The 26,702-nt window shown below is 43.0% G+C and carries 20 protein-coding genes; 12 read left to right on the top strand and 8 right to left on the bottom strand.

The annotated features are described in order from the left end of the window. Position 1: 1 nt before the first annotated feature. The 5 genes from dnaX to L1271_RS13215 all read left to right on the top strand — a co-directional run bounded on the left by dnaX (position 2) and on the right by L1271_RS13215 (position 5,245). The gene (gene dnaX, locus L1271_RS13235; RefSeq protein WP_235368038.1) at positions 2–2,329 is read left to right on the top strand and encodes a DNA polymerase III subunit gamma/tau; all 2,328 of its coding nucleotides are present in this window, start codon (positions 2–4) and stop codon (positions 2,327–2,329) included. A gap of 63 nt (positions 2,330–2,392) precedes the next feature. Further along, positions 2,393–2,719: a YbaB/EbfC family nucleoid-associated protein gene (locus L1271_RS13230; protein ID WP_010368987.1), complete on the top strand. Its 327-nt coding sequence runs from the start codon at positions 2,393–2,395 to the stop codon at positions 2,717–2,719. A gap of 310 nt (positions 2,720–3,029) precedes the next feature. Further along, the gene (locus L1271_RS13225; RefSeq protein ID WP_102056517.1) at positions 3,030–3,572 is read left to right on the top strand and encodes a hypothetical protein; all 543 of its coding nucleotides are present in this window, start codon (positions 3,030–3,032) and stop codon (positions 3,570–3,572) included. 12 nt (positions 3,573–3,584) lie between these two features. Beyond that, a complete protein-coding gene (locus tag L1271_RS13220) occupies positions 3,585–4,565 on the top strand; it encodes a restriction endonuclease (protein WP_235368037.1) in 981 nt (326 codons plus the stop codon). A gap of 104 nt (positions 4,566–4,669) precedes the next feature. Beyond that, the gene (locus L1271_RS13215) at positions 4,670–5,245 is read left to right on the top strand and encodes a rhomboid family intramembrane serine protease (RefSeq protein ID WP_235368036.1); all 576 of its coding nucleotides are present in this window, start codon (positions 4,670–4,672) and stop codon (positions 5,243–5,245) included. 50 nt (positions 5,246–5,295) lie between these two features. On the opposite strand, the gene L1271_RS13210 is transcribed toward L1271_RS13215, so the two are convergent. Next, complete coding sequence (locus tag L1271_RS13210; protein ID WP_235368035.1) at positions 5,296–7,371, bottom strand: M13 family metallopeptidase; 2,076 nt, start codon at positions 7,369–7,371, stop codon at positions 5,296–5,298. Between the two features lie 270 nt (positions 7,372–7,641). On the opposite strand from L1271_RS13210, the gene recR reads away from it, so the two are divergent. Together recR and htpG are read left to right on the top strand one after the other, a co-directional pair. Beyond that, complete coding sequence (gene recR / locus L1271_RS13205; protein WP_119231545.1) at positions 7,642–8,241, top strand: recombination mediator RecR; 600 nt, start codon at positions 7,642–7,644, stop codon at positions 8,239–8,241. 166 nt (positions 8,242–8,407) lie between these two features. Then, positions 8,408–10,321 carry a molecular chaperone HtpG gene (htpG, locus tag L1271_RS13200; RefSeq protein WP_010606422.1) on the top strand — a complete coding sequence of 638 codons (1,914 nt, stop codon included), beginning with the start codon at positions 8,408–8,410 and terminating at the stop codon, positions 10,319–10,321. A 95-nt stretch (positions 10,322–10,416) separates the two neighbouring features. Here the strand turns inward: htpG and tpx are convergent, their stop codons facing one another. Further along, positions 10,417–10,998, bottom strand: coding sequence for a thiol peroxidase (gene tpx, locus L1271_RS13195; RefSeq protein ID WP_010606423.1), 582 nt, complete (start codon positions 10,996–10,998; stop codon positions 10,417–10,419). A gap of 201 nt (positions 10,999–11,199) precedes the next feature. Here tpx and L1271_RS13190 point away from each other — a divergent pair, with 201 nt between their 5' ends. Together L1271_RS13190 and L1271_RS13185 are read left to right on the top strand one after the other, a co-directional pair. Beyond that, positions 11,200–12,204, top strand: coding sequence for a response regulator (locus tag L1271_RS13190; RefSeq protein ID WP_010606424.1), 1,005 nt, complete (start codon positions 11,200–11,202; stop codon positions 12,202–12,204). Positions 12,205–12,206: 2 nt separating this feature from the next. Next, entirely contained in the window at positions 12,207–13,181 is a 975-nt protein-coding gene (locus tag L1271_RS13185; protein WP_010375394.1) for a sensor domain-containing diguanylate cyclase, read from the top strand. 148 nt (positions 13,182–13,329) lie between these two features. On the opposite strand, the gene L1271_RS13180 is transcribed toward L1271_RS13185, so the two are convergent. After that, positions 13,330–13,815 (bottom strand): DUF2269 family protein, encoded by a 486-nt coding sequence (locus tag L1271_RS13180; RefSeq protein ID WP_102056522.1) that lies wholly within the window; start codon positions 13,813–13,815, stop codon positions 13,330–13,332. Next, positions 13,797–14,384, bottom strand: coding sequence for a hypothetical protein (locus L1271_RS13175; protein WP_235368034.1), 588 nt, complete (start codon positions 14,382–14,384; stop codon positions 13,797–13,799). The genes L1271_RS13180 and L1271_RS13175 overlap by 19 nt, the downstream gene beginning before the upstream one ends. Before the next feature lie 461 nt (positions 14,385–14,845). Between L1271_RS13175 and L1271_RS13170 the strand changes: the two genes are divergently transcribed. Beyond that, the gene (locus L1271_RS13170; protein WP_039492452.1) at positions 14,846–15,205 is read left to right on the top strand and encodes a DUF4870 domain-containing protein; all 360 of its coding nucleotides are present in this window, start codon (positions 14,846–14,848) and stop codon (positions 15,203–15,205) included. A 166-nt stretch (positions 15,206–15,371) separates the two neighbouring features. Here L1271_RS13170 and L1271_RS13165 read toward each other — a convergent pair whose 3' ends face one another. The 4 genes from L1271_RS13165 to L1271_RS13150 form a co-directional block, all read right to left on the bottom strand. After that, positions 15,372–16,877, bottom strand: a complete 1,506-nt coding sequence (locus tag L1271_RS13165) for a SpoVR family protein (RefSeq protein ID WP_010606429.1) — start codon at positions 16,875–16,877, stop codon at positions 15,372–15,374. Between the two features lie 18 nt (positions 16,878–16,895). Further along, positions 16,896–18,179 (bottom strand): YeaH/YhbH family protein, encoded by a 1,284-nt coding sequence (locus tag L1271_RS13160; RefSeq protein WP_235368033.1) that lies wholly within the window; start codon positions 18,177–18,179, stop codon positions 16,896–16,898. Between the two features lie 25 nt (positions 18,180–18,204). Then, a complete protein-coding gene (locus L1271_RS13155; protein ID WP_010606431.1) occupies positions 18,205–20,127 on the bottom strand; it encodes a PrkA family serine protein kinase in 1,923 nt (640 codons plus the stop codon). Positions 20,128–20,312: 185 nt separating this feature from the next. Then, on the bottom strand, positions 20,313–20,894 hold the full coding sequence (locus L1271_RS13150) for a Fe-Mn family superoxide dismutase (RefSeq protein WP_010375405.1): 582 nt from the start codon (positions 20,892–20,894) through the stop codon (positions 20,313–20,315). A gap of 386 nt (positions 20,895–21,280) precedes the next feature. Between L1271_RS13150 and L1271_RS13145 the strand changes: the two genes are divergently transcribed. Both L1271_RS13145 and gltB read left to right on the top strand, forming a co-directional pair. Next, positions 21,281–21,625, top strand: coding sequence for a Grx4 family monothiol glutaredoxin (locus L1271_RS13145; protein WP_010375406.1), 345 nt, complete (start codon positions 21,281–21,283; stop codon positions 21,623–21,625). A 612-nt stretch (positions 21,626–22,237) separates the two neighbouring features. Next, a complete protein-coding gene (gene gltB / locus L1271_RS13140) occupies positions 22,238–26,695 on the top strand; it encodes a glutamate synthase large subunit (RefSeq protein ID WP_235368032.1) in 4,458 nt (1,485 codons plus the stop codon). Positions 26,696–26,702: the final 7 nt, after the last annotated feature.

Raw genomic sequence — 26,702 nt, 5'->3', positions numbered from 1 at the left:
CATGAGCTATCAGGTTCTGGCGCGAAAATGGCGTCCGCAAAACTTCCATGAATTAATGGGGCAAGAGCATGTTAAACAAGCTCTGGTTAACGCACTCAATGAAAAGCGTTTACACCATGCCTATTTATTCACCGGAACACGTGGTGTGGGCAAAACAACCATTGCTAGGATCTTTGCCAAAAGCCTTAACTGCGAACAAGGCGTTACTTCAACGCCTTGTGGTCAGTGTAGTGCCTGTACTGAGATTGAAACTGGTAAGTTTATCGATTTAATCGAAATTGATGCGGCTTCTCGCACAAAAGTTGAAGACACGCGAGAAATCTTAGACAACGTACAATATGCACCAACCCGTGGTCGCTACAAGGTTTATCTCATCGATGAAGTGCATATGTTGTCGAAGCACAGTTTTAATGCGCTCCTTAAAACCTTAGAAGAGCCGCCAGAGCACGTAAAATTTTTGCTCGCCACAACCGATCCACAGAAGTTGCCTGTGACTATTCTGTCTCGCTGTTTACAGTTCAACCTGAACGCAATGACACAAGGGCAAATAGTTGAACAGCTAGAAAAAATTCTGCCGCTAGAGCAAGTTGCCTTTGATCCGGTAGCGCTACAAACGTTAGCTAAAGCCGCTGATGGCAGTATGCGTGACGCTCTAAGTTTGACCGATCAGGCTATTGCACAAACAAATGGCAATTTAACTGTGCCTGCAGTGCAATCTATGCTGGGACTGATGGATAGTGCTCATGCGGTCATTTTGCTGTCTGCAATTTTATGTCACGACGGTGATGCCTTACTCAATGCGATTGAAAAAATAGCACTACAAAACGGTAATTTTGTCAGTGTGCTGGACGATTTAATTGCGTTATTGCATGTTATTCAGCTCACTCAACTTGTGCCTAGTGCTGCGCGGTTATCAAATTTTGATAACAACGACATTAAGCTATTTGCCGAGCAATTAGCACCGCAACAGGGTCAGTTGTTGTATCAACTGCTGTTAAATGGCAAAAAAGACCTAAAGTGGGCACCCGAGCCTAAACTTGGGTTTGAGATGGTAATGCTGCGCTTAATGGCGTTCGAAAAAGAAAGTCATAGTGTAGTGCCTAGCGCTCCTGTGAGCCAAGAGACTTCTGAAAAGCAAAGCAAAGTAGGGGATTTACGAGCGCTGTTAAAAAAGCCAACAGAAGATAATGCTACGGTAGCGGCATCACCTCAGGTACAGCCGACAGCAACACCTACATATGCACCAGAAGCAACGATATCAACCACGCAACAAACAACACAGTATGAGCCGGTGTCGCCAACGCCTGCTGCGCAAAGCCAAGCACCAGTCGCCTCTGTGTCATCTGAGGCGGAGATGGCCAACCAATACGACAGCATCATGTCACAGGCGGTAGAGCAGGGGTTCCAAGAACAAGTTCCTGCACATCATCATGAAAGTGCGCCAGTTGATGATGCTGCATACGCGCAAATGGCATCACAAAACCAAGAGGATTGGTCTCGACCAGAGGTGCAAAACCAAAACGCTTCAGAACCTGCTGCTACAGCAAGTGTTACCGAGCAGCAAAATCAAGCCCAGTCAGCAATAGCACGAATTTTAAAAAATCGTAATATCTCTGGGGCGGGTCGATTGGTGGGAGCCAATGGTGAGGTAAAAAAGTCTGAGGCGCCTAGTGCGCCAATGCCAATAGAGCAAGCGCCAGCCACCACGGTAACCACACCTGAGTATCAGCCTGAACCGCAACGCGCACAGCCAGCAACACCTCGCTTGGCACCAAAAAAGCAAAAGAAAGAAGCGTTTCAAGAGCGCCATAAACCTATTACGGAAAATTTAGCGCCAGAATTGCTAGAGCAGTTATCGCCGGTAAAACAAGATGATAACGAGCAAAGTATTCAAGTGGAGATCCCCGCACCGGAAAACTTTGTTAGTCCAATCAGTGGCATTAAGTTTGCTCACCAGAGCGACGATTGGGCAAACATGATTGAAAAGATGCAATTAGGTGGCCGAATTCGCCAGTATGCATTACACAGTGTGATAACGCAGCAAGGCGCGCAGGTACAATTGCAAGTAGATGCGAGTCAACAGCACTTGGATTCAGCAGTGCTGAGAGAGAAACTAACTGAAAGCCTAAGCGCATTACTTGAGCAGCCAATCGCGCTTGAGATTAACTATATCGACACGGTAAATAACACGCCGTTTTTGGTACAGCAACAGTTAGATGAACATAGGCTTGTCCAAGCTAAAGCGGCGATGCGTGACGATCCTCTCGTCAGCGCGTTTGTCCAAGAATTTGACGCAATGCTTGACGAAAATAGTGTTCAGGCATTGTAATTAAGGGCGTTAGCCCTTATCTTTTATCACAGTAAACCAAATTGAAGTATAAGAGAGCAGAATATGTTTAAAGGCGGAATGGGCAACATCATGAAGCAGGCGCAGCAAATGCAAGAGCGCATGGAAAAAGCCCAAGAAGAGATCAAGAGCCTAGAAGTAACAGGTGAAGCAGGCGCAGGTTTAGTTAAAGTAACTATGCTTGGTAGCCACAACGTACGTCGCGTAGAAATCGATGAAAGCCTAATGGAAGACGACAAAGACATGATCGAAGACCTACTAGCCGCTGCGGTAAACGACGCAGTGCGCCGTGTAGGTGAAGAAACGCAAAAGCGTATGTCAGAAGTCACCGGCGGCATGCAAATGCCTCCAGGTTTCAAAATGCCGTTCTAATTTAGAATCCCATAAAAATAGCGCCTTTAGGCGCTATTTTTTTGTCTGAAATTTAGGGATACCTAATAGATACCACGGATTCGGTGAGGGCTGTTACTTTATCTGATCCCTTAAAATTATCATCGTAATCTACTTTTTTGAAAAAAGAGGGTTCTAAATGGATTTAAACCGATTCTATAGCACGAGATTTTAGCATTTTTACACTAAAAGTTAGTTTTATCTATTTGAATAATAAAGCTTTTATTTTTTGTGGAAATGTTCTAACTTAAGTGTGTCAGTATCGAACGATTCTAAATATGGAGGTGGATTTATGAAGTTTCAAAATCAACTTGACCAGCTAAAAAGTGGCAGTTTAACGCGAGCTCAAATGGCCGTTTTACAGGAAAATGCGCTACGCATTTTCAACAAAGGAGATAAAGACGCAAAGTTAATACTTGATGCGATCCCATATAGTAAGCCTGCAGATACATCAATTTTATTTATGGGCTTTTGTCCCGAAGCTGATTTTTCAAATAGATTAGATATTTTTTGGAAAGAAAATGGGATTTGTCGTTTTGACTATCTAGAGAGTGAAGTTCAGATAAATCGATGGTATGAAGTGTGTGCAGGTGACCTTCTTGTCCTTAAAAAGCGTGAACAATTTGGTAAAACCATGAAGCTATACGGTTTCGGTAGAGTAACTAAGATATGCCATGATGATGAAAATGTTCGTTACTTTGAAGTTAGCTGGGCTGAGCAATCAAGAGAAATTGAAGTACCTCTGATGGGTTGTAACAGTACTGTCGATATCAAAGCCATGGAAATGGTAGAGCAAGAAATGCCCGAAGCGTTTTGGCATTGGCTTAACCTGTAAAGGACGAACAAAATGAAAAACATAATATTAGTTAGAGGCCCAGAGTACTTAGCCGAGCAGGCTTTAGTTGGTTATGGTTGGCGTGAAATTAATTTGAGTAAATTTAATTCTTTTTTTGAAATTGATGAGTTTATTAAAGAGAGGGGAATCGATGTCGGCAGACAAAGAAATCAAATCAAACGATTTTTTGAAATTTCAGCAGGCGATATCGTAGTAGTTCCGATAAATAGGGCTGTGTTAATAGGGGTTGCAGTTGGTGAAAAATCATTCGCTGAAACACCTTGGAATGGAGCTAATAGAGTCGCGGTCAATTTTTTTAAAAAGTCTAATGGTAATTTGGTTAAGATCCCAAGGTATCAATTAACCGAGGGCTTACAAAGCAGATTAAAGATAAGGATGTCGATTGCCAACCTTAATGAATTTAAAGAAGAAATTGCCGGCTATATTGAAAAACTACAGCAAAACCTAGAGATAAAATTTGACTCGGAATTTCAGACTCGAGTAGAAATTGAATTAAAACATATTGAACGTAGTTTGCTAGATAGATTGATAACAGGGCAATCTAGACTAGAAAGTGGTGGGTATGGTTTAGAAAAGTTAATTGCTGAACTCTTAGAAATTGAAGGTTATCGAACGCATATTATGTCAAAAAGTCAGACAAATGATCATTCTGATATTGATATTAGGGCGGAAAAAAGTGATGACTTTTCTGGGACAAATATCGTGTATGTTCAGTGTAAGCATCATTCAGGTACAACTAGTAATTGGGGAGTTGATCAGTTAATTGAATTTGAAAAAGAGACACCGAATGTTAGTTTATGGTTGATTACCACTGGTGTTGTTTCAGATGAAGTTAAAGAATATGCAAGTGAACATGGGGTAAGTGTTATGGAAGGAGAAGCATTAGCTGCCAAAATAATCTCTCAAGTTGATAAGTTGTCTGTTTCAACTAAAGAAAAACTAGGGTTATCTGTACTTCCTAAGTTACTCTAATCGACCTCAGCCAAGATGTTGTGACATGCCCTTGGCTTTAACAGGTTAATAAAATTTAGCCACCTTATCAGCGGTGTGCCATTAGCGGGGATGTGGACAATAAGATGAGTAAACGTGCACTAGTTTTTCCGCCCAATTTTAAGCTGGTTTTGTACGCGATGGCAGTGATGTGCCTCGTACAGTTGTTGGGTGGTATTTTTGGCTTACCCGTCTATCGTTTTGGGATTGTACCGCATAATGTTCATCATTTGAGTGGTGTGTTAACTGCGCCTTTTGTGCATGGTAGCTGGGGACATTTGCTGAGTAATTTGCTCGGCTTAAGTATTAGCGGCTATTTGGCTGCGAGATTACCAAGGTTTAAGCGAGCAACACTTTTTATTGTGGTTGCTACAGGGCTGTTGGTGTGGCTGTTTGCTGGGCACGCTAATCACATTGGTGCATCAGGCATTGTAATGGGTTACTTTGGCTTATTGCTGGGTGCTGCGCTATTCAATCGAGATGTGCTTGGTATTGTTAGTTTTATTGCTCTGCTGGTATTGACTTACTATGCCAACATTAGTTTTTTAGCGACGTTATTTGATTTTTCTGCACAGACGAGTAGTTCAAGTCATATTTTTGGGTTTTTAAGCGGATTAGGCGGGGCATACTTAACTAAGCAAAAGCGTATTGCTCGGCGTTAAAGCAGCATAACCTGCCAGTGACGGCAGGTTATGCTTTGGGATTCAAGTTATTACCAAATACGCACGCGCTCCTCAGGTGCTAGGTATAGTTTGTCACCCGGTTTAACGTCAAACGCTTTATACCATGCATCATGGTTGCGAGGTGCAAGCGCTCTAAATTGACCCGGTGCGTGTGTACCTGCGCGTAGTTGGTTTAGCATGCTTTGCTCAGTACGCTTTTCTTTCCATACTTGTGCCCAGGCAAGGAAGAAACGTTGGTCGCCAGTCAAGCCATCAATCACAGGTGCTTCTTTGCCGTTTAGGCTCAGTTTATAAGCATGGTAAGCCATTGCAAGGCCACCTACGTCACCGATGTTTTCGCCAAGGCTGTTACGACCGTTTACGAAGTTACCCTCAATAGGCTCATATTTGTTGTATTGCGCCGCGAGCTTGTCTGCTTTTTCTTCGAAAGCAGCGCGATCTGAATCGGTCCACCAATTACGCTGAATACCGTTGGCATCTGATTTAGATCCTTGGTCATCAAAACCGTGGCCCATTTCGTGCCCTATCACCGCACCAATACCGCCGTAGTTTACTGCAGGGTCTGCATTTGGATCGAAGAATGGCGGTTGTAGAATTGCCGCAGGGAAAACGATTTCATTAAACGAGCTGTTGTAGTAGGCGTTTACGCGTTGCGGTGTCATACCCCAGCGGTTACGGTCGGTTTTTTCAAGCTCTTTAGCGATGCTGTCATTGCGGAAAAACTCACGTAGGTTTTTCACATTTGTCATTAAGTTATCACGGGTTAGGGTTAACCCATCAAATGATTGCCATTTATCAGGGTAGCCAATCTTAGGAGTAAATGCGGCAAGTTTTGCTTGAGCATTTACTTTTGTTTCTTCACCCATCCAGTCTAGGCCTTCAATCCTTTCACCAAGCGCGGTGCGTAGGTTTTCAACCAATTCTGACATTTGTTTTTTAGAAGACTCTGGGAAGTAACGGGCAACGTAAACTTTACCAATTGCAAAGCCAAGCGACGTAGTGCCAGACATTTCGCTGATTGCACGTTTCCAACGTGCGCGCGGTTCTTGTTGACCACTTAAATGTTTGCCATAAAATTCAAAGTTAGTATTGAAGATATCTTCAGACAACAGCGACGCATTGCCGCTAATTGCATGATAAGTTAGATAGTCTTTCCAGACGGCCAAGTCTTCAGAGTTGATAAGCGCAATCATTGCTTTAATCGGCTCTGGCTGAGACATATTTAGCTGAGGCACTTTGTAGCCTGTTTCAGCAAAATATAAATCCCAATTAAAGCCTGGGTACTGTGTTGCTAGTTCGTCACGTTTGACTTGATTTAATGTCAGGTCGCGATTTCTGCGTTTTTCACGTGGCCAGTGTCCCTCAGCAATTTTAGTTTCAAGTGCAAGAATGGCCTCTGCGCGCTCAGTCGGCTTGTCTTTACCCGCAAATTTAAGCATATCTGCAATATGCGTAACGTATGCTTCTCGAGTTTTAACAAAACGCTCAGCCTCTTCTAAATAGTAAGAGCGATCTGGTAGTCCAAGTCCGCCAGCACCCATCGACATCTCATATTTATTTGGGTCTAGACGGTTAAACCACATACCGCCGCCGATCGGCGCATTTACGCCAGTTAACCAAGATTGTCCGAATGCTTGGGTTAGACCGTCAGTGTTGTTAATGGCGTCAATGTCAGCAAGTAGTGGCTGAATAGGTTTAATACCAAGCTTATTTAGGGTTTCAACATCCATATAAGCATTGTAAAAATCGGCAATTAGCTGCTCTTCGGCGTTTAGGTTTTTACCGTTAGCAATCTCTTCGATAATGGTTTTTACTTGCTCTTCACTGCGTTCAGCAAGTGCAGAGAATGCACCAAAACGCGTTTTGTCTGCTGGCATCTCGTAGTTTTTGTACCAAGTGCCGCTGGCGTACATAAAGAAATCATCGCCTGGTTTTACACTTTCATCGCGTGCACTGAGGTCAACACCAAAGTTGCCAAGTTCGGCCTTACCAGTGGCTACCGCTGCGTTTTCTGTTTTTTGGGTTTCACTTGTTGTGACTTGTGGCTCAGAGCAACCCGTCAGCATAACGGCTGCAAGTGCACTTGCTATTATCGTTTTTTTCATTATGTAGTCTCTATCTAGTTCGAGAAGTGAGCCCGACAGTCGTCCTATTGTATTTACTATCGGGAATGGAACCATTGTCGAGTGAATACCTGTTTGCTGCAAGCATTTGAGTCGAATTGTTGAAAAATTCATGGTAAATGCGTTTTTAAACTTCACAATGCGTGAAGGGAATTGAAATTGCTTCAAGCTTTAAATCAATAGAAATATCCCTTATCATTTCGGCATTGTTATCGGTGCGTTTGCACTGCATGGGCCACAAGAAACGAATTTATGCAATTATCACCAAGTTTAACGGCGCTTATTGAAGCGCTGCGTTGTTTACCTGGCATTGGGCCTAAGTCTGCGCAACGTATTGCCTTTCATTTATTAGAGCGAGACAGAGAGGGCGGCAGCCAACTGGGGCAAAGCCTTACTCATGCGATGCAAGCCATCGGTCATTGCTCAAGCTGCCGAACATTTAGTGAGGTTGAGGTGTGTGATATTTGCCAAAGTATCAAGCGCCAAGACACAGGGCTGCTTTGTGTGGTTGAATCACCAACGGACGTATTGGCGATAGAGCAAACGGGCCAATTTAATGGCTTGTATTTTGTGCTGATGGGGCATTTATCGCCTCTGGATGGAATTGGCCCTAATGAAATCGGCCTTGATATCCTTGAGCGTAAGCTAAGTGCTGGCAATATTAATGAAGTTATCTTAGCGACAAACCCAACGGTGGAAGGCGAGGCAACGGCACATTATATTTCTGAGTTATGTCATAAGTATCAGGTTGAAGCGTCACGTATTGCCCATGGTATGCCTGTCGGCGGTGAGCTTGACCTTGTAGACGGTATGACGTTAATGCATGCGTTTAGCGGGCGTAAGAAGCTCTAATCTTAACGCTTCTTGCTAAAAGCCCTGTTTTTGGAGCAATTGAATCTAAAAAATAGGGCGATTTGTTAAAAATTTTGTTCAGTCTCTTGAAAGTTTTTTCTCCTCCCCCATATACCTAGCATATTGATAAAGAACACTGCATTAATTGCTTATATTGGAGAGAACAATGTCCGCAGCTCAAAAAGAAACATTAGGCTTTCAAACAGAAGTCAAACAATTATTAAACCTAATGATCCACTCTTTGTACTCAAACAAAGAGATCTTTTTACGCGAATTAGTATCTAACGCTTCAGACGCGGCTGACAAACTACGTTATTTAGCTTTGCAAAATGGTGACCTTTACGAAGGTGACGCGGAGCTACGTGTTCGCTTAAGCGTAAACAAAGATGCAAAAACCATTACCATTTCTGACAATGGTATTGGTATGACGCGTGACGAAGTGATCAGCTCATTAGGTACCATCGCAAAATCTGGTACAGCTGATTTCTTTAAAAACCTAACTGGCGACCAAGCAAAAGATTCACAGCTGATTGGTCAGTTCGGTGTTGGTTTCTATTCTGCATTCATTGTTGCTGATAAAGTAACGGTTCGTACGCGTAAAGCGGGTGAGTCAGAGGCGGTTGAATGGGAATCGCAAGGTGAAGGCGACTTCACGATTGCTGAAATCGAAAAAGCAGAGCGTGGTACAGAGATCACACTACATCTTCGTGAAGAAGAGAGTGAGTTCCTTGAAACTTATCGCCTTCGCGGTATTGTGACTAAATACTCAGATCACATTTCAATTCCTGTTGAACTTTATAAAGACCCAGTTCCTGAATCTGAAGGCCCAGATGGCGAGAAAATTGAAGCGCAACCTGGCGAGTGGGAAGCGATCAACAAAGCCACAGCACTTTGGACTCGTGATAAATCAGAGATCAGCGAAGAAGAATATAAAGAGTTCTACAAGCATGTTGGTCATGATTGGGAAGAGCCACTCACTTGGGCACACAATAAAGTAGAAGGTAAAACTGAATACACCAGCCTACTTTATATCCCTAAAAAGGCACCTTTCGATTTATACAATCGTGAGCGTCAAGCTGGCCTTAAGCTTTATGTACAACGCGTGTTCATCATGGATGACGCCGAGCAGTTTATGCCAAGCTACCTGCGCTTTGTTAAAGGCTTACTAGATTCTAACGATTTACCGCTTAACGTATCTCGTGAGATCCTACAAGACAACAAGATCACTCAAGCTATTCGTAAAGGCTGTACATCTCGTGTACTTAAAATGCTTGAGCGTATGGGCAAAAACAAACCAGAAGATTACCAAGCATTCTGGAATGAATTTGGTAATGTGATCAAAGAAGGTCCTGCTGAAGATTTCGCAAACAAAGATGCTATTGCAAAACTATTGCGCTTTAGCTCTACACATACTGACGAGAAAACGCAAAATGTTTCTCTTGAGCAGTACATTGAGCGCATGAAAGAAGGCCAAGATAAGATTTACTATGTTGTGGCTGATAGCTTTGAAGCAGCAAAGAGTTCACCGCATCTTGAAATCTTCCGTAAGAAAGGCATTGAAGTTTTACTGTTGTCGGATCGTGTTGACGAGTGGATGATGAGCCACCTCACTGAATTCAACGAGAAGCCACTTCAGTCAATCACGCGTGGTGATCTTGACTTAGGTGATATGGATGACGAAGAGACGAAAAAAGCACACGAAGAAAGTGAGAAAGAAGTTGAAGGCCTAGTTGAGCGCGTGAAAACAGCACTTGGCGATAAAGTGAAAGAAGTACGCTTTACGCACCGCTTAACAGATTCTCCTGCGTGTGTGGTTGCAGACGATCACGACATGAGCTCTCAGATGCAAAAGCTAATGGAGCAGGTGGGTCAAGCCGTGCCTGAGTCTAAGCCGGTATTTGAACTTAACCCTGAGCACCAATTGGTTAAGCACTTGAATAACGAACAAGACGAAGACAAGTTTGGACAATGGGCAGAAGTACTACTAGACCAAGCAATGCTTGCAGAGCGTGGTAGCCTGAAAGATCCAGCGGGCTTTGTAAGCCGTCTTAATAAGCTAATGCTAGATCTACAAAAGTAAAATTAATGAAGTAAATTGGTATAACGAACTGAAAAAGCCGGTCGTTGTTAAGTGACCGGCTTTGTTGTATTTATTGATGAGAGTATATAGTGAGGCTATAGACTCTTCAGTGCGCCAACGACTTCTTCGTAGTTTGGCTCTTTTGCTAAATTTTCTACCAGCTGCTTGTAAACAACCTTGTGTTCCTTGTCTAGCACAAAAATTGCACGACTGAGCAGGCCCATATCTTTAATCAACAAGCCATAATTTTCACCAAAAGAATGCCATACGGCGTCTGATAATGTTTTAACCTTGTCGATATTTTCTGCTTTGCAAAAGCGCTTTTGCGCAAACGGCAAGTCAGCACTAATCGTCAACATGGCAACATCAGGAAATTGGCTTGCTACTTTTTCATTGAAATGTTTAGTTTGTAGGCTGCAAGTGCCTGTATCTAGGCTTGGAACAACACTAATTAAAATTGCACGACTTTCAAAGTCTTTCAGGGTAACAGGGCTGAAGTCAGCATCGGCAACCTTAAAATCCGGTGCAGCCTGACCTTGCTTTACACCATTACCAAGCAATACCACCGCTTTACCTTGCGCTTTTACCTTGCCCATATCTACCGAGTTTTCAGGTAAATCATAAGCTAATGATATCGCACTAAACAGACCACTCGCTAAAACTAACGCTTTCAGCATAAAGTATTCCTTTTGAAGTTAACTTAATTGATTTGAGTGTATTATACTGACAGTAACTAACCAAGCTTAAGTGACATTTAGATTGTCAAGATGGCGTCGTTTTATTAACATATGTCGCAATTTTAAGCTTTAATCTCATAATTATAACTAAAACTTCCCGACATCGTGCCGATACGCATGGGAAACAGAAAGAGAGCTTGTATGTCAACACTAGTCCTAATTTGTGACGATTCAAAACTTGCCCGTCGGCAGCTGGCGCGTTCATTGCCAGACGACTGGGATATTAAAGTAGAATTTGCAGAGAATGGACTCGACTGTATTAAACAAATAAAAGCACTTTCTCCAGAGATTCTATTCCTTGATCTAAATATGCCGCAGATGGATGGCTATGAAGTGCTACAGGCCATTACCGAGCAAGATTTATCTGTGCTTACTGTCGTTGTTTCCGGCGACATCCAGCCTAATGCGCACCAACGAGTGATAGAACTTGGCGCTATTGATTTTATCCGTAAGCCCTGTGATGCAGCTAAGCTTGCTGAAATTATTGAGCATCATGGAATAAAAGACAAAGCAATCAGAGAAAGCTTGGTTCATAAACTTGGTGAGCAGCTAGACCCTGAGATCCGTGATATCTATCAAGAGCTTACCAACGTTGCTATGGGGCAGGCGGGGGATTTGTTGGCGCGATTGCTAAACGTATTCGTTGAATTACCTATTCCAAACGTCAACGTGCTCGAAGTCAATGAGCTGCATATGGCACTGCAAGCAATTGATGCTAGCGCAACTACGTCGGGCGTTTGCCAAGGCTTTATTGGCGGTGGTGTTTCCGGAGAAGCGCTACTACTGCTCAATGATTCTAGTTTCAAAGAGATCGCATCTTTGATGAATTATCATGGCGATCTTAATACCAAAGTTGAGCTCGAGCTCCTAATGGATATTAGCAATATCTTGATTGGCGCAATTTTAACGGGACTATCTAAGCAGCTCGATATGTCTTTCAGTCAAGGCCACCCCGTGGTGCTTGGTCAACATTGTGATGTTGCTGAGCTTGTGAAAGCCAACAAGGCGAGATGGCAAAGAACGCTAGCTATAGAGATTAGCTATGGCATTGAGCATCACAACATTAACTGTGACCTTATGCTGTTATTCACAGAAGACTCACTTAAAACATTAAAATACAAAGTAGCCTATTTATTGGATGATTAACTATGCCTGCAGCCGATTTTGATATGAATGAAATCCATTGGTTAATGGATATGTTTAACACCGTAGATGTTGGCTTGGTGGTACTCGATCGCGACTACAAGGTATGTATATGGAATGGTTTTATGGAAAATCATTCTGGTTTGTTACCGAGTGCGGTTAAAGATAAAGACATTTTTGATTTGTTCCCAAGTATTGATGAGCAATGGTTTAGATCAAAAGCTGAGCCTGTATTCGTGCTAAAAAATCGGTCGTTTACCATTTGGGAGCAGCAGCCGTATATTTTCCGATTCAAAAATTATCGACCTATCACAGGCAAAGCGGATTATATGTATCAGAATGCAACTTTCATCCCATTGACCACAGTGACGGGGGATGTAGGGCATATTTGTGTGATCATATACGATGTAACCGACGAAGCAATCAACAAGTTAGAGCTTGAGTCGTTGAATAAACAATTAGAAAAAATTAGCCGAACAGACAGTTTAACGCAGTTGCATAATCGCGGCTTTTGGGAAGAAAGCCTAAAGCAAGAGTTTAAACGCTTGAAACGTAATCAAGGCCAAAGTGCATTGCTTATGTTTGATATTGACCACTTTAAGCGTATCAATGACGAATACGGGCACAGTGGTGGAGATGAGGCAATCCGCCATATCTCTGACTTACTACGCAAAACACTACGCGAAACGGACACTGCAGGCCGCTACGGCGGTGAAGAGTTTGCAGTGACTTTGCTCGACACAGACGTAAAGGGTGCAATCACTTTCGCCGAAAGACTGCGCTCGTTAATAGAAAACTCATCTATTTACTACGATGAACAACAAATAAAGATTACGGTTAGCCTTGGTGTTGCCGTGTACGAAGAGTCTTTTGAAAAACATGAGCAATGGATTGAAGCCGCGGACAGCGCTTTGTATGTTTCTAAAGAGGGCGGAAGAAATCGGGTAACTGTATACTCTGAAGACATGGCCAGCGAGTAAATTTATCTTTATATGGTGACTTTAGCGCGATGCGGTTCTATTCATATTGCCACTTTATAATTCTTACCCCACTAACTTTTTAGTATCGGTGTGGAATGAACAGCGGTCTGTTAGACAAATCAACAGTATCGTTCGGTTATTCCGCGAATTAAAGTGATAAAAGTGGCATCTTACTCACCGCTAAATACATCACGATAACGACTGAAACCGGTATGGTTAAGAGTGCAAGTTTAGTAAAAGGGCCGTGGTAGAGCGCTAACCAACGCCGTTGCTGAGCGCTTGCAATGCCCAAGTGGACACTTTTAGATGCCTTTGCTGCTAACCAATTTCCCAAGAAAATATCCACAATCTCTAACGGGATAATCACGAGACCGACCACAAGTAGCTTTTGCTGGAGCCATGGAGATGTAAACCATCCAGCTAAAAAAGCCATAGAAAAGCCTGTTAATAAGAGGACAATAAATGCTACATGTTCCAGTGTGACCATAAGAAAAAATACATGAGCCACCTTCGCGGTCACCGGTCCTATATTTTCATTTTCTATTGCTTTTAACACAAGCCAAGCACCAAGAGCTGGGCCGAGCCAAAAAATCAAGGCGCCTATGTGCACTAATTTTAAGATTGCGTATTCCATCTAGGCCTCAAAACTTGATGTGCAAAGATAATCATCCAAAGTGTACTAAGAGTCATGCTTGATGCAGTAAATATCTCAGCAGCTTTAAGTTGACCAGCAGCGATAGATACAGACAGCAATAAACCTAAAATCCAAGCGGTGACCCCCCACACTGACACCCATGTTTTAAATATACCTTGCTTAATGGCTAGACAGGTTAACGTAAGCCCTCCTAAATTATAAAGGCCATTACCTAAGTAACCGGTTAGATGGGTTGCAATATGCTCAAACAGTAAAAATACAGATTCGCCCATGGCTAAATGAACTACTTTTGGTAAAACAAAGGCATAAATCACTTCAGCAATGAGATCTGGGGCCACACCCAATGCGACTAATAGCAGGGCAACACGCTTTCTAAAGTCTGCTTTGAGCTCATCTGCTAAAATAACACTAAATACTAAAAGACCTAGTGCAGAGAACATCCAAGCTATCCAAGACCACTGCCACAATACTAAGTTTTCGGCAATAAACTCCATACGCATTATTACCGTATTATCAAGAGGCAAGCCAGGACGCATCGGTCCATTCATTAAAAGGCATGCCTCAGTAATTATTGCAGCAATTAGATAAACAACAACAAATTTGGTTTTGTATTGATCCATTGGTTTTATGTCTGGATTAGAGTCCTTTGGTTCATCTTAAATCTATACCCAAAATTGGTAAAGTCTTAGTCTGAATAGACATTATTTACTCGGTGAAAATTGAATAACCCTTTTCTTTAAACTATAGCGGTTAACCGGAGTTGTGATGTCTACGCTCATGCTCTCGATATCAAAAGACTTGTAAATCATGGCTTATCTAGCTTTAATGGAGGAGTGGAGAGTTGAGTTCTCAATTAGAGGTCTTTAGCCATTGATTTTAAGATGAGGCAGGTGAATAGTAGTTCCTTAAATGATTTTAACTCATTAGGAATGAATTCCATAGACTTCAGTCAATATGAAACACTTGCTTGAAATGCGTAATCACTTACAACAATAAAAGGGAATGAAAAATGAACGATAATGATGAATACTGGGGGATGCCGCTAAATACATACTGTATGTTATTACATTTGAGCCAGCTGGCGAGCTTTGTTGCTCCGGGACTAGGGCTTGTATTACCGGTGGTTATGTGGGCAACCAATAAGGATAAAAGCGAAACAATCGACCAACACGGAAAAGCCACTATTAACTGGTTAATTAGCTTAATCATCTATTCCATAATTTGCGGTATTTTAGTTTTTGTCGCGGTTGGTATTTTAGGGTTCGTTGTGTTAGCTATTCTTAATATTATATTTGCCATCATTGCTGCGATGAAAGCCAATAATGGGGAAGTATGGATTTATCCACTTAGCTTCAATTTTTTTAAGTAACCGGCACTTTGAATAGCGAAGCTCTGCAGTTGGAAGTGTTTACGTGCAGTCTAGAATTTAATAACACACCTCACTGTAGAGTAGTTGCAGCTAAAGAGTCTAAGCATTAGCAAGGAGTCACGGCAAATACAACCTGTTTGCCGGCTCCTAAGTCAAACCAACAGAGTTACGATTCACTTTCCTCTTCAGGGCATTGAGCTATCTGCTCAATATTGCCATTTTCATCTACTTGTTCAAGTTTCACTTTAAATCCCCATAAGCGGTAGAGGTGCTTTATCACTTCTTGCTTTGAAGCGGCAAGTGGGATCCCGCCTTGCGGTACATACCTTAGCGTAAGTGAACGATCTCCCCGTACATCGACGTCATAAACTTGAATATTAGGCTCATGGTTACTCAAGTTGTACTGCGCTGAAAGGGCACTGCGAAGTTGTTGATAACCCATTTCGTCGTGAATAGGGCCAACTTCTAAGTGCGGAGATTTTTGTTTGTCGACAATCGTAAAAAGCTTAAAGTCGCGCATGAGTTTTGGAGATAAAAATTGGCTGATAAAGCTCTCGTCTTTAAAATTTTGCATCGCAAAATGCAGTGTATCTAGCCAGTTGCTCCCCGCAAATTCCGGGAACCATTGTTTGTCTTCTTCCGTTGGGTTTTCGCATATACGGCGAATATCGACCATCATATTAAAGCCGAGCGCATAGGGGTTTATCCCTGAATAAAATTTACTATTGTATGGCGGTTGATACACAACATTGGTATGGCTTTGTAAAAACTCCAACATAAAGGAATCACTTAGTTTTCCCTCGTCATATAAGTGGTTCAAAATAGTGTAATGCCAAAATGTAGCCCAGCCTTCATTCATGACTTGAGTTTGTCTTTGCGGGTAGAAGTACTGTGATACTTTACGCACAATACGAATAATCTCGCGTTGCCAAGACTCCAACAATGGGGCATTTTTCTCGATGAAATACAGTATATTTTCCTGAGGTTCCGATGGGAAACGAGCACGGTTGTCGGTTTCTTCATCTTCACCTTTAGGAATGGTTCGCCATAATTCATTAACTTGGGACTGCAAATAATCTTCCCGTTCTTTTTGCCGTTTTTGCTCTTCAAACATAGAGATCCGTTGCGGCCTTTTATATCGATCAACCCCGTAATTCATTAACGCATGACAAGAGTCAATCAGGTTTTCTACCTCATCAATACCGTACTTTTCTTCACATTTGGCGACATAATTTTTAGCAAATACCAAGTAATCAATGATGGATGATGCGTCTGTCCAGGTTTTAAATAGATAGTTACCCTTGAAGAAAGAATTATGACCATAGCACGCATGCGCCATTACCAGTGCCTGCATAGGCATGGTATTTTCTTCCATTAAGTACGCAATACAAGGATTAGAGTTAATCACAATCTCGTAGGCAAGACCCATTTGACCTCGTTTGTAGGTTTGCTCTGTCTGGATAAATTTTTTACCGTACGACCAATGTGCATAACCAATTGGCATGCCCACACTTGAGTAGGCATCCATCATCTGCTCAGCTGTGATCACCTCAATTTGATTTGGGTAAGTGTCAAGTCTGTAATGCTCAGCTACACGAGCAATTTCCTGATGATAAGTATCAAGTAAATCAAAGGTCCAATCTGGACCATCGTCAATTGGCTGATATGTCATCGCGCAACCTCCCAAAAATTATGCCGCACTTTGCTTATTTTTGTTCTTCTTGAACAACTCTCTAAAGATAGGATAAATATCTTCTACACCTCGAATGTGCTGCATAGCAAAGTTGTCAAATGAGTTGGCTACTCCTTGATACTCCCGCCACAGACTTTGGTGTGCACGGGTCGTTATCTCTATATACGCATAGTAGCGGACAATTTTAAGTAGTTTGTTAGAGAGTATCTGGGTGCATTGTGGAGAATCATCTGCCCAGTTATCACCGTCAGAGGCTTGTGCGGCGTAAATATTCCAATCGCCTTGGGCATAACGCTCTTGAATGATTTCATCCATTAATTTCAGCGCACTTGAGACAATTGTGCCACCAGTCTCTTGCGAGTAGAAAAACTCTTGCTCGTCTACTTCTTTTGCTTGGGTATGGTGGCGGATATAGACTACCTCAATATCTTTATAAGTGCGGGTTAAGAACTGATAGAGCAAAATATAAAAACGTTTTGCCATGTCTTTTGTAGCTTGATCCATTGAGCCAGACACATCCATCAAGCAAAACATAACAGCTTTGCTGGTGGGGTGTGGACGCCTTTCGTAATTACGAAAGCGTAAGTCGTAATTGTCGATGAAAGGCACCGCGGCTATTTGCTCTTTTAGCACTTGGATCCGCAGTTCTATATCATTGATTTTCTGTTGAGGAGGAACCGGTTCAGCAAGCATATTTGCAAGTTCTTCCTCTAATTCCCTTAACTCTCGGCGTTTACTCGAGGTCATCGCAATACGGCGTGCCATTGAGCCTTTTAAACTGCGTACAATATCTAAGTTGCTAGGCATACCATCATTACAAAAGCCAGCTCGATGCGTTTTCATTTGCATTAATTTATCTAACTGGCTTTGCTGTAAGTTGGGTAACTCCAAGTCTTCAAACAATAGGTCTAAGTATTCGTCTTTTGAAATAGAGAATACAAAGTCGTCTTGTCCTTCGCCTTGGTTACTTGCCTCGCCATCACCTGACCCACCGCCTTGCCCAGAAGGAGGGCGCAGGATCCGATCGCCCGTTGAAAATTGATCGTTACCTGGGTGAATGAGCTCTCTGTCACCCCCTTTTCCCTGATGGAAAGTGGGCTCGCTGATATCTCGTTGTGGGATAGAAATGCTTTCGCCACTGGAGATATCAGTCACACTACGTTTGTTGATGGCCTCTGAAACCGCTTTCTTTATCTGCTTTTTGTAGCGGCGGATAAAACGTTGGCGGTTCAGAGTGCTCTTATTTTTGCCGTTAAGACGGCGGTCAATAAAATGCGCCATATAACACCCTCTTCATACTAACAAGTTACTGTGACTTTCTAACTCTTAAATACCATTCTGAAAGTAGGCGAACTTGTTTTTGGGTATAGCCTTTATCAACCATACGATTGACAAAGTCCTCGTGCTTCTTCTGATCTTCGGCAGAGGTTTTTGCATTAAACGAAATCACAGGGAGTAAGTCTTCGGTATTAGAGAACATTTTCTTCTCGATAACCGTTCTTAGTTTTTCATAGCTGGTCCATACTGGATTGTCACCATTGTGATGGGCTCTTGCTCTTAAAACAAAGTTGACTATCTCGTTACGGAAATCTTTGGGATTGGAAATACCGGCTGGCTTTTCAATCTTTTCCAGCTCGCCGTTAAGTGCGGCTCTATCAAACAGTTGGCCAGTATCTGGGTCACGATATTCTTGATCTTGGATCCAAAAATCTGCATAGGTAACATAGCGGTCAAAAATGTTTTGGCCGTACTCAGAGTACGACTCAAGGTAAGCTGTTTGTAGCTCTTTACCAATAAATTCGACATATTGCGGAATTAGATACCCTTTAAGGTGGCTTAGGTAGCGCTCTTGTACTTCTGCGTTAAATTGTTCGCGCTCAATTTGTTGCTCAAGTACATAAAATAAATGAACTGGGTTTGCTGCGACTTCACTGTGGTCAAAGTTAAACACACGAGAGAGGATCTTAAAGGCAAAGCGAGTTGAGAGGCCGCTCATGCCTTCGTCCACACCAGCGTAGTCTCTGTATTCTTGATAGGACTTAGCTTTTGGATCTGTGTCTTTTAAGCTTTCACCATCGTACACCCGCATTTTTGAATAGATACTGGAGTTCTCTGGTTCTTTAATCCGAGACAGTGCTGAAAACTTCGCTAAAGTTTCTAAAGTGCCAGGCGCACAGGGGGCTTCCCTGAGTTCACTATTTTCAATAAGTTTCTCGTAAATTTTGACCTCTTCGGACACGCGTAAACAATAAGGCACTTTAACGATGTAAACACGGTCTAAAAATGCCTCGTTGTTTTTATTGTTCTTAAAGGTTTGCCATTCAGATTCGTTAGAGTGAGCAAGTATTAGGCCGCTAAATGGTAGGGCGGAAATACCCTCCGTACCATTGTAGTTGCCTTCTTGGGTTGCAGTTAGTAGCGGGTGTAGCACCTTAATGGGTGCTTTAAACATCTCGACAAACTCCATCAAACCTTGGTTCGCAAGGCATAGCGCGCCAGAATACGCATAGGCATCGGGGTCATTTTGAGCGAAATGCTCCAGTTTACGGATATCTACTTTGCCCACTAGTGCTGAGATATCTTGGTTGTTCTCATCCCCAGGCTCCGTTTTCGCGATAGCAATTTGATCAAGAATGGAAGGGTAACGTTTTACGACCTTAAATTGCGTAATATCGCCATTGTACTCATGTAAGCGTTTGGTCGCCCATGGAGACATGATCGTTTTAATATAGCGCCCAGGAATGCCGTACTCTTTTTCAAGTAGGTCAGCATCTTCTTGTGGGCTAAACAAGCAAAGCGGGTGGTCGTTAACGGGTGAGCCTTTTAAAGAATAAACCGGCACCTTTTGCATCAAATACTTGAGCTTTTCTGCGATAGACGATTTACCACCACCTACCGGGCCGAGTAAATAGAGTACTTGTTTGCACTCTTCAAGCCCCTGTGCGGCATGTTTGAGATACGATACGATTTGTTCGATGGCATCCTCCATACCGTAAAACTCATTGAAGGCAGGGTATCGAGCTATTACTCTATTCGAAAACAGCCTGCTAAGTCTGGCATCTTTCGACGTATCGATCATTTCTGGTTCGCCTATTGCCATCAGAAGTCGCTCAGGTGCGCTGGCATAGGCTGATTTGTCATTTTTACAAATTTCAAGAAATTCCGCGATGGTGTACTCTTCTTCTTGCGCGGCTTCATATCTGGCCTGATAATGTTCAAATATTGTCATAACGACCTCCAATAAGCTACTTGGTGTGGTTTGCGGATCACAGATTTGGAAAGGTTACTTAAAGCTTAGTCGCGATATGAAGAATACCCAAAAAAAACTAGATTTTTTATGTATTAATGTTGAGTTACAGACATAAAAAAGGGCGCTGTTGCGCCCCATTGTTGCATCAATACTGATAGTTGATGTTAAGCTAGGTTGCTGTTTGCGAAATCCCAGTTAACAAGTGCCCAGAAACCTTTAAGGTAATCAGGACGAACATTACGGTAATCGATGTAGTAAGCGTGTTCCCACAGGTCAACTGTGATGATAGGTGTAACACCTTCTTCAGTCAGCGGCGTTGCTGCATTTGAAGTGTTAACGATATCTAGAGAACCGTCAGCTAGTTGTACTAACCAAGTCCAGCTTGAACCAAAGTTGTTAACTGCTTTGTCGTTGAAAGCTTCTTGGAATGCTGCGAATGAGCCCCATTTTGCATTAATTAGTTCAGCAACTTTACCTGTTGGTTCGCCACCTGCATTTGGCGCAAGGCTGTGCCAGTAGAAAGTGTGGTTCCAGATTTGAGCAGCATTGTTGAAAACACCACCTTCAGAGCTACATACGATCTCTTCTAGTGATTTACCTTCAAAGTCAGTACCTTCGATAAGACCGTTAAGCTTTACAACGTATGTGTTGTGGTGCTTACCGTGGTGGAATTCTAGCGTCTCTTGAGAAACGTGCGGCTCAAGAGCATTTAGTGCATAAGGTAGTGACGGTAGTTCAAATGCCATATTAATCTCCATTTTTTGGTTGATTTGCCAATAACGCATACGAAAGGTAGCTAACATCAGCCCACTTTTCTATACCATTGGCCTATATAGTGATACTATAATTCCTGACTATTTTACTCAAGTTTTGGCAAACAGCAATGCGTGCCAGTGACTTAATGACTTATAATACACATTCTTTGTGAACATATGCCGAATAGAAGTCAAAGCGTAGAACATCGTGACAGGCGGTTATGCTTATTTTAGCCATGGCAGCTAAGGTTCTATCGCTGCTTAAAGTTTGGCATTATGAATGCAACAGGTGTTGTTAAAGTGAGTAGCAAGCTAAAACGCCGATGCTAAACTAAATATTGATAAGCATTGGATGAAACGTCATTTTGAGGTAACTAATGGAAACTATTGACAAGATTAAACAGCAGATCGAAGAAAATCCAATTATTCTATATATGAAAGGGTCGCCAAAACTCCCTAACTGTGGTTTCTCTTCGCAGGCATCTCAGGCTTTGATGGCGTGTGGTGAGCAGTTTGCTTATGTTGACATTTTATTAAATCCAGACATTCGTGCTGAACTACCGCATTATGCGAACTGGCCAACTTTCCCTCAGCTTTGGGTAGAAGGTGAGTTAATCGGTGGTTGTGACATCATCATTGAGATGTTCCAAAAGGGTGAGCTTCAACCTCTTATTGCTGAAACAGCAGCTAAATATAAGAAAGACGAAGCAGCAGCGGAATAAGCTAACCGCTAATGGCAGAGTAGATACTCTGCCATGCTTTATTTTCTAAAAATATTCTAATATCTTCCTACCTACTTTTCTTAGCAAGTCTTTTTATCTGCTGTTTGGTTGAAAACCGGCAGTTCATTGAATTTAAGATATCTACACTTTCATTAACGCTATCCGCGCTTATCTAACTCAGAGCTACTCGCTTATTTTTATCAACTTAAGTTGACGTTAGCGTCAAGCTAAAAACGCGCTCTGTTTTGCATACCTATATAAACAGTGTAATAGAACGTGCTTCGGTATTGAGTTTTATAAAATTCAAAAAGTGAATAATTATTCATTTTTTGTATGGTTTACGTTTACGTAAACGTTTATTGCTGATTATGTTTTATTGCATTCTTATTGGTGTGATACCGGTGTCATTTTACAAATTTATATTCACTATTTTCAAAGTGGCAAATTTATTACGGTTTTGGCTAACTTGTCTTACCAATGAGAAATATTCAAGTTTGTGAATATGTATTCATATTTGTGTTGACTCTACTTTCAATCAAGGCTAATTTTGAATATCTGCCAGCATTTCGTCGTACCGTCATGGGCTGGCCGTTGTAGCAAGGGGAGGAGTCTATGTTATACGACTCAAAATTAGAAAAAGATAACTGTGGATTTGGCTTGATTGCGCATGTAAGCGGTCAGCCGAGTCACAAACTGATCCGTACAGCAATCACAGGTTTGGACCGCATGCAGCACCGAGGTGGTATTTCTGCAGATGGCAAAACCGGCGATGGCTGCGGACTGTTATTACAAAAACCGGATAGTTTTTTTCGCGCCGTCGCAGCTGAAAATGATTGGCATGTGGGCAAAAACTATGCGGTAGGTATGCTATTTTTAAACCAGGATCATGAGCTTGCAGCTGCGGCTGAGAAAGTGATCAGTGAAGAATTAGAAAAAGAAACACTGACGCTCATAGGTTGGCGTGAAGTACCCACCGATCCATCTATGTTGGGTCCTATTGCTAAAGCACAATTACCGCAGTTTAAACAGGTTTTTGTCGGTGCGCCTGAAGGGTGGCGTCCTAAAGATTTAGAGCGTCGTCTTTATATTGCAAGACGACGCATCGAAAAGCGTTTAGAACAAGATGAGCAGTTTTATATTTGTAGTTTGTCTGGTTTAGTGACTATCTACAAAGGCTTAATGATGCCGGCGGATTTACCGAATTTTTATATGGATCTTGCTGATATGCGGATGACCAGTGCGATTTGTGTATTCCATCAGCGCTTTTCAACCAATACACAGCCTCGATGGCCGTTGGCGCAACCGTTCCGCTATTTAGCTCACAATGGTGAGATCAATACTATTGAAGGTAACCGTCAGTGGGCGAGAGCACGTGCTTACAAGTTCGCGTCACCGTTGTTACCAGACTTGCAAAATGCGGCACCGTTTGTCAATGAAACGGGTTCTGACTCGTCTAGTTTAGATAACATGCTAGAGCTATTTTTAGCTGGTGGCATGGACTTATTCCGCGCTATGCGTATGTTAGTGCCACCTGCATGGCAGAAAAATCGTGCCATGGATGAAGACTTACGCGCATTCTATGACTTTAACTCCATGCATATGGAACCGTGGGATGGCCCAGCTGGCATCGTGATGTCTGATGGGCGCTTTGCTGCCTGTAATTTGGATCGTAACGGTCTTCGTCCTGCCCGCTATGTGATCACGCAAGACGGCTTTATTACGCTTGCCTCGGAAGTGGGCATTTGGGATTACGCGCCAGATGAAGTTATAGAAAAAGGTCGCGTGGGTCCAGGTGAATTACTGGTGGTTGATACCTTACATGGCAAGATTTGGCAGTCCGATGAAATCGATCAAGACTTGAAATCCAGACACCCGTACAAAACTTGGCTTGAGCAAAATGTTAAGCGTTTAACGCCATTTGAAGCGCTAGATGAGAAAGCAGCTGGCAAGCGCGATCTTGACGACGAAACTTTGCTGACCTATCAGAAGCAGTTTGGTTATACCAATGAAGAGCTCGACCAAGTGATCCGCGTAATGGGCGAAAACGGCCAAGAAGCAACCGGCTCAATGGGTGACGATACGCCATTTGCAGTGCTATCTGAAGGACACCGTTCGATATTTGACTACTTCCGCCAGAAGTTTGCTCAGGTCACGAACCCGCCAATCGATCCATTACGGGAAAATCATGTAATGTCACTGGCGACTTGTATTGGTCGTGAGCAAAACGTTTTCAACGAAACCACAGGTCATGCTAAACGTTTGCAGTTTGCCTCGCCAGTATTGACTTATTCTGATATGCAGCAGCTATTAGCCGCCGATGATGACCATTACTGTGCGTGTAAAATTTCATTGATTTACGGTTCTGAAGAGTCATTGCAAGATGCAATCAAGCGCATTTGTGATGAAGCCGTTGCAAAAGCAGGTTCTGGGTGCGTGATGTTAGTGCTCAGTGACCGAGAAATCGCTGCAGGTAAACAAGTTATCCCAGCGGCGATGGCCGTGGGAGCAGTACAAAGACGACTAGTGGATGGCAACCAGCGTTGCGACACCAATATTTTGGTTGAAACAGGTAGTGTTAGAGATCCGCACCAGTTTGCTGTTTTGTTAGGTTTTGGCGCAACAGCGATTTATCCTTATCTAGCCTACGAAACCCTTGTTGCAATGTGTGATAAGAAGATCATTAAAAAGTCTTACCGCGAGGTGACTTTGTCTTATCGCGGCGCGATTAACAAAGGTTTATACAAAATCATGTCGAAGATGGGGATCAGCACCATTGCTTCCTATCGTTGTTCGATGTTGTTTGAAGCCGTCGGTTTATCCGATGAGGTGGTTGAATTGTGCTTTAAAGGAGTTGCAAACCGTATTAAAGGTACGTGTTTTGACGATTTTGCCTTGGAGCAACAACAACTCAATAAATTGGCATTTAGCAAGCGTAAACTACTATCACACGGTGGATTATTAAAGTATGTGCATGGTGGTGAATACCATGCGTATAACCCAGATGTCGTGCAAACTTTGCAGACCGCTGTTCGTTCGGGTAACTATCAAGACTACGTTAAATACGCGGAGCTGGTAAATAACCGTCCAATTACAAATCTGCGAGACATGCTTAAGCTTAATACGGCGCAACAAGCAATCGACATCAACGATGTTGAGCCTGTGACTGAGCTATACAAACGTTTTGACTCAGCTGCGATGAGTATCGGTGCATTATCACCAGAGGCACACGAGGCGTTAGCAATTGCGATGAATCGCCTCGGCGGTTGCTCTAACTCTGGTGAGGGTGGTGAGGATAAGCTACGTTTTGGTACAGAAAAGAATTCGCGTATTAAGCAGGTTGCTTCTGGCCGATTCGGTGTGACACCACATTATTTGCGTTCAGCTGATGTTATTCAAATCAAAGTTGCGCAAGGGGCAAAGCCGGGCGAGGGTGGTCAGCTTCCAGGTGAAAAAGTCACCCCTTATATCGCGAAGCTACGCTATTCGGTTCCTGGTGTTACTTTGATTTCGCCGCCGCCGCATCACGATATTTATTCGATCGAAGACTTAGCTCAGCTTATTTTTGACCTCAAACAGGTCAATCCTGAAGCGATGATCTCGGTCAAACTGGTTTCAGAACCCGGTGTCGGCACGATTGCGACTGGTGTTGCTAAAGCGTATGCCGATCTCATTACCATTGCCGGTTATGATGGTGGTACTGGGGCGAGTCCGCTGACATCGGTAAAGTATGCAGGTAGCCCGTGGGAGCTCGGCCTTGCTGAAACACAACAGGCGTTGGTTGAAAATGGTCTACGCCACCGCATTAGGTTGCAAACAGATGGCGGCTTAAAGACCGGATTAGATATTATTAAAGCAGCAATTTTGGGTGCTGAGAGCTTTGGTTTTGGTACCGGCCCTATGGTTGCGCTTGGCTGTAAATACCTGCGGATCTGTCACCTTAATAACTGTGCAACCGGTGTTGCTACGCAAGATGATACGTTGCGTCAAAAGCATTATCACGGATTGCCAGAAATGGCGATGAACTACTTTAAGTTTATTGCGCAAGAGGCTCGTGAACTGATGGCCGCTTTGGGAGTCACAAAACTCACCGATTTGATTGGTAGAACGGATTTACTTGAAGCCATTGAAGGTAATACTGCGAAGCAGAAAAAGCTCGACTTAAGTCCGCTTCTAGCGAAGCCGAACAATCCGTCAAATGAAGCGCTGTATTGCACCCATACTAATCCATCACATTACAGTGGTGCGTTGAACGAAAGCTTACTAGCGAAAGCGAAGACGGCAATCGATGAAATGACAGGTATCTCGTTGGTGAGTCGTATATCCAATACGGATCGCTCTATCGGTGCAATGCTGTCTGGTTATATCGCGAGCAAGCATGGTAACCAAGGTATGGCAGCAGATCCAATCGCACTTGAGTTACATGGTACAGCAGGGCAATCGTTTGGGGTGTGGAATGCGGGTGGCCTTGAAATGACATTAGTCGGTGATGCTAACGATTATGTTGGTAAAGGGATGGCTGGTGGAAAGCTAGTCGTGCGTCCTCCTGTTGGCTCAAGCTTTGCCTCTCATCAGGCGGCTATCATCGGTAACACCTGTTTATATGGCGCGACCGGCGGCAAGTTGTTTGCAGCAGGTCGAGCTGGGGAGCGCTTTGCTGTGCGGAATTCGGGTGTACAAGCGGTTGTTGAAGGGCTTGGTGATAATGGCTGCGAATACATGACGGGAGGCGTGGTGTGTGTGCTTGGTCAAGTTGGCGTTAACTTTGGCGCAGGCATGACCGGTGGTTTTGCCTATGTACTTGATGAAGAAAGTGATTTTGATAAGCGGATCAACCCTGAGTTGGTCGAGCTGGTAGACCTCAAAGCGCTGGCATCGCACCAAGAACATCTACGCGGTTTAATTGCAGAGCATTTAGATTTAACGAGCTCAACTCGAGCTGAGCAGATCTTAGCTAACTTTGAGTTGTATTTGCCAATGTTTACATTGGTAAAGCCAAAGTCGAGCGATTTAAACAGTTTACTTGGCCACCGAGCGCGTAGTAGCGCTGAGCTAAGAATTCAGGCGCAGTAGGAGAGAG

It is taken from the genome of Pseudoalteromonas sp. OF5H-5 (genome assembly GCF_021530695.1).
In the GTDB taxonomy this organism is placed as follows: Bacteria; Pseudomonadota; Gammaproteobacteria; order Enterobacterales; family Alteromonadaceae; genus Pseudoalteromonas.
This window is presented reverse-complemented; position numbering and strand designations above follow the sequence as displayed.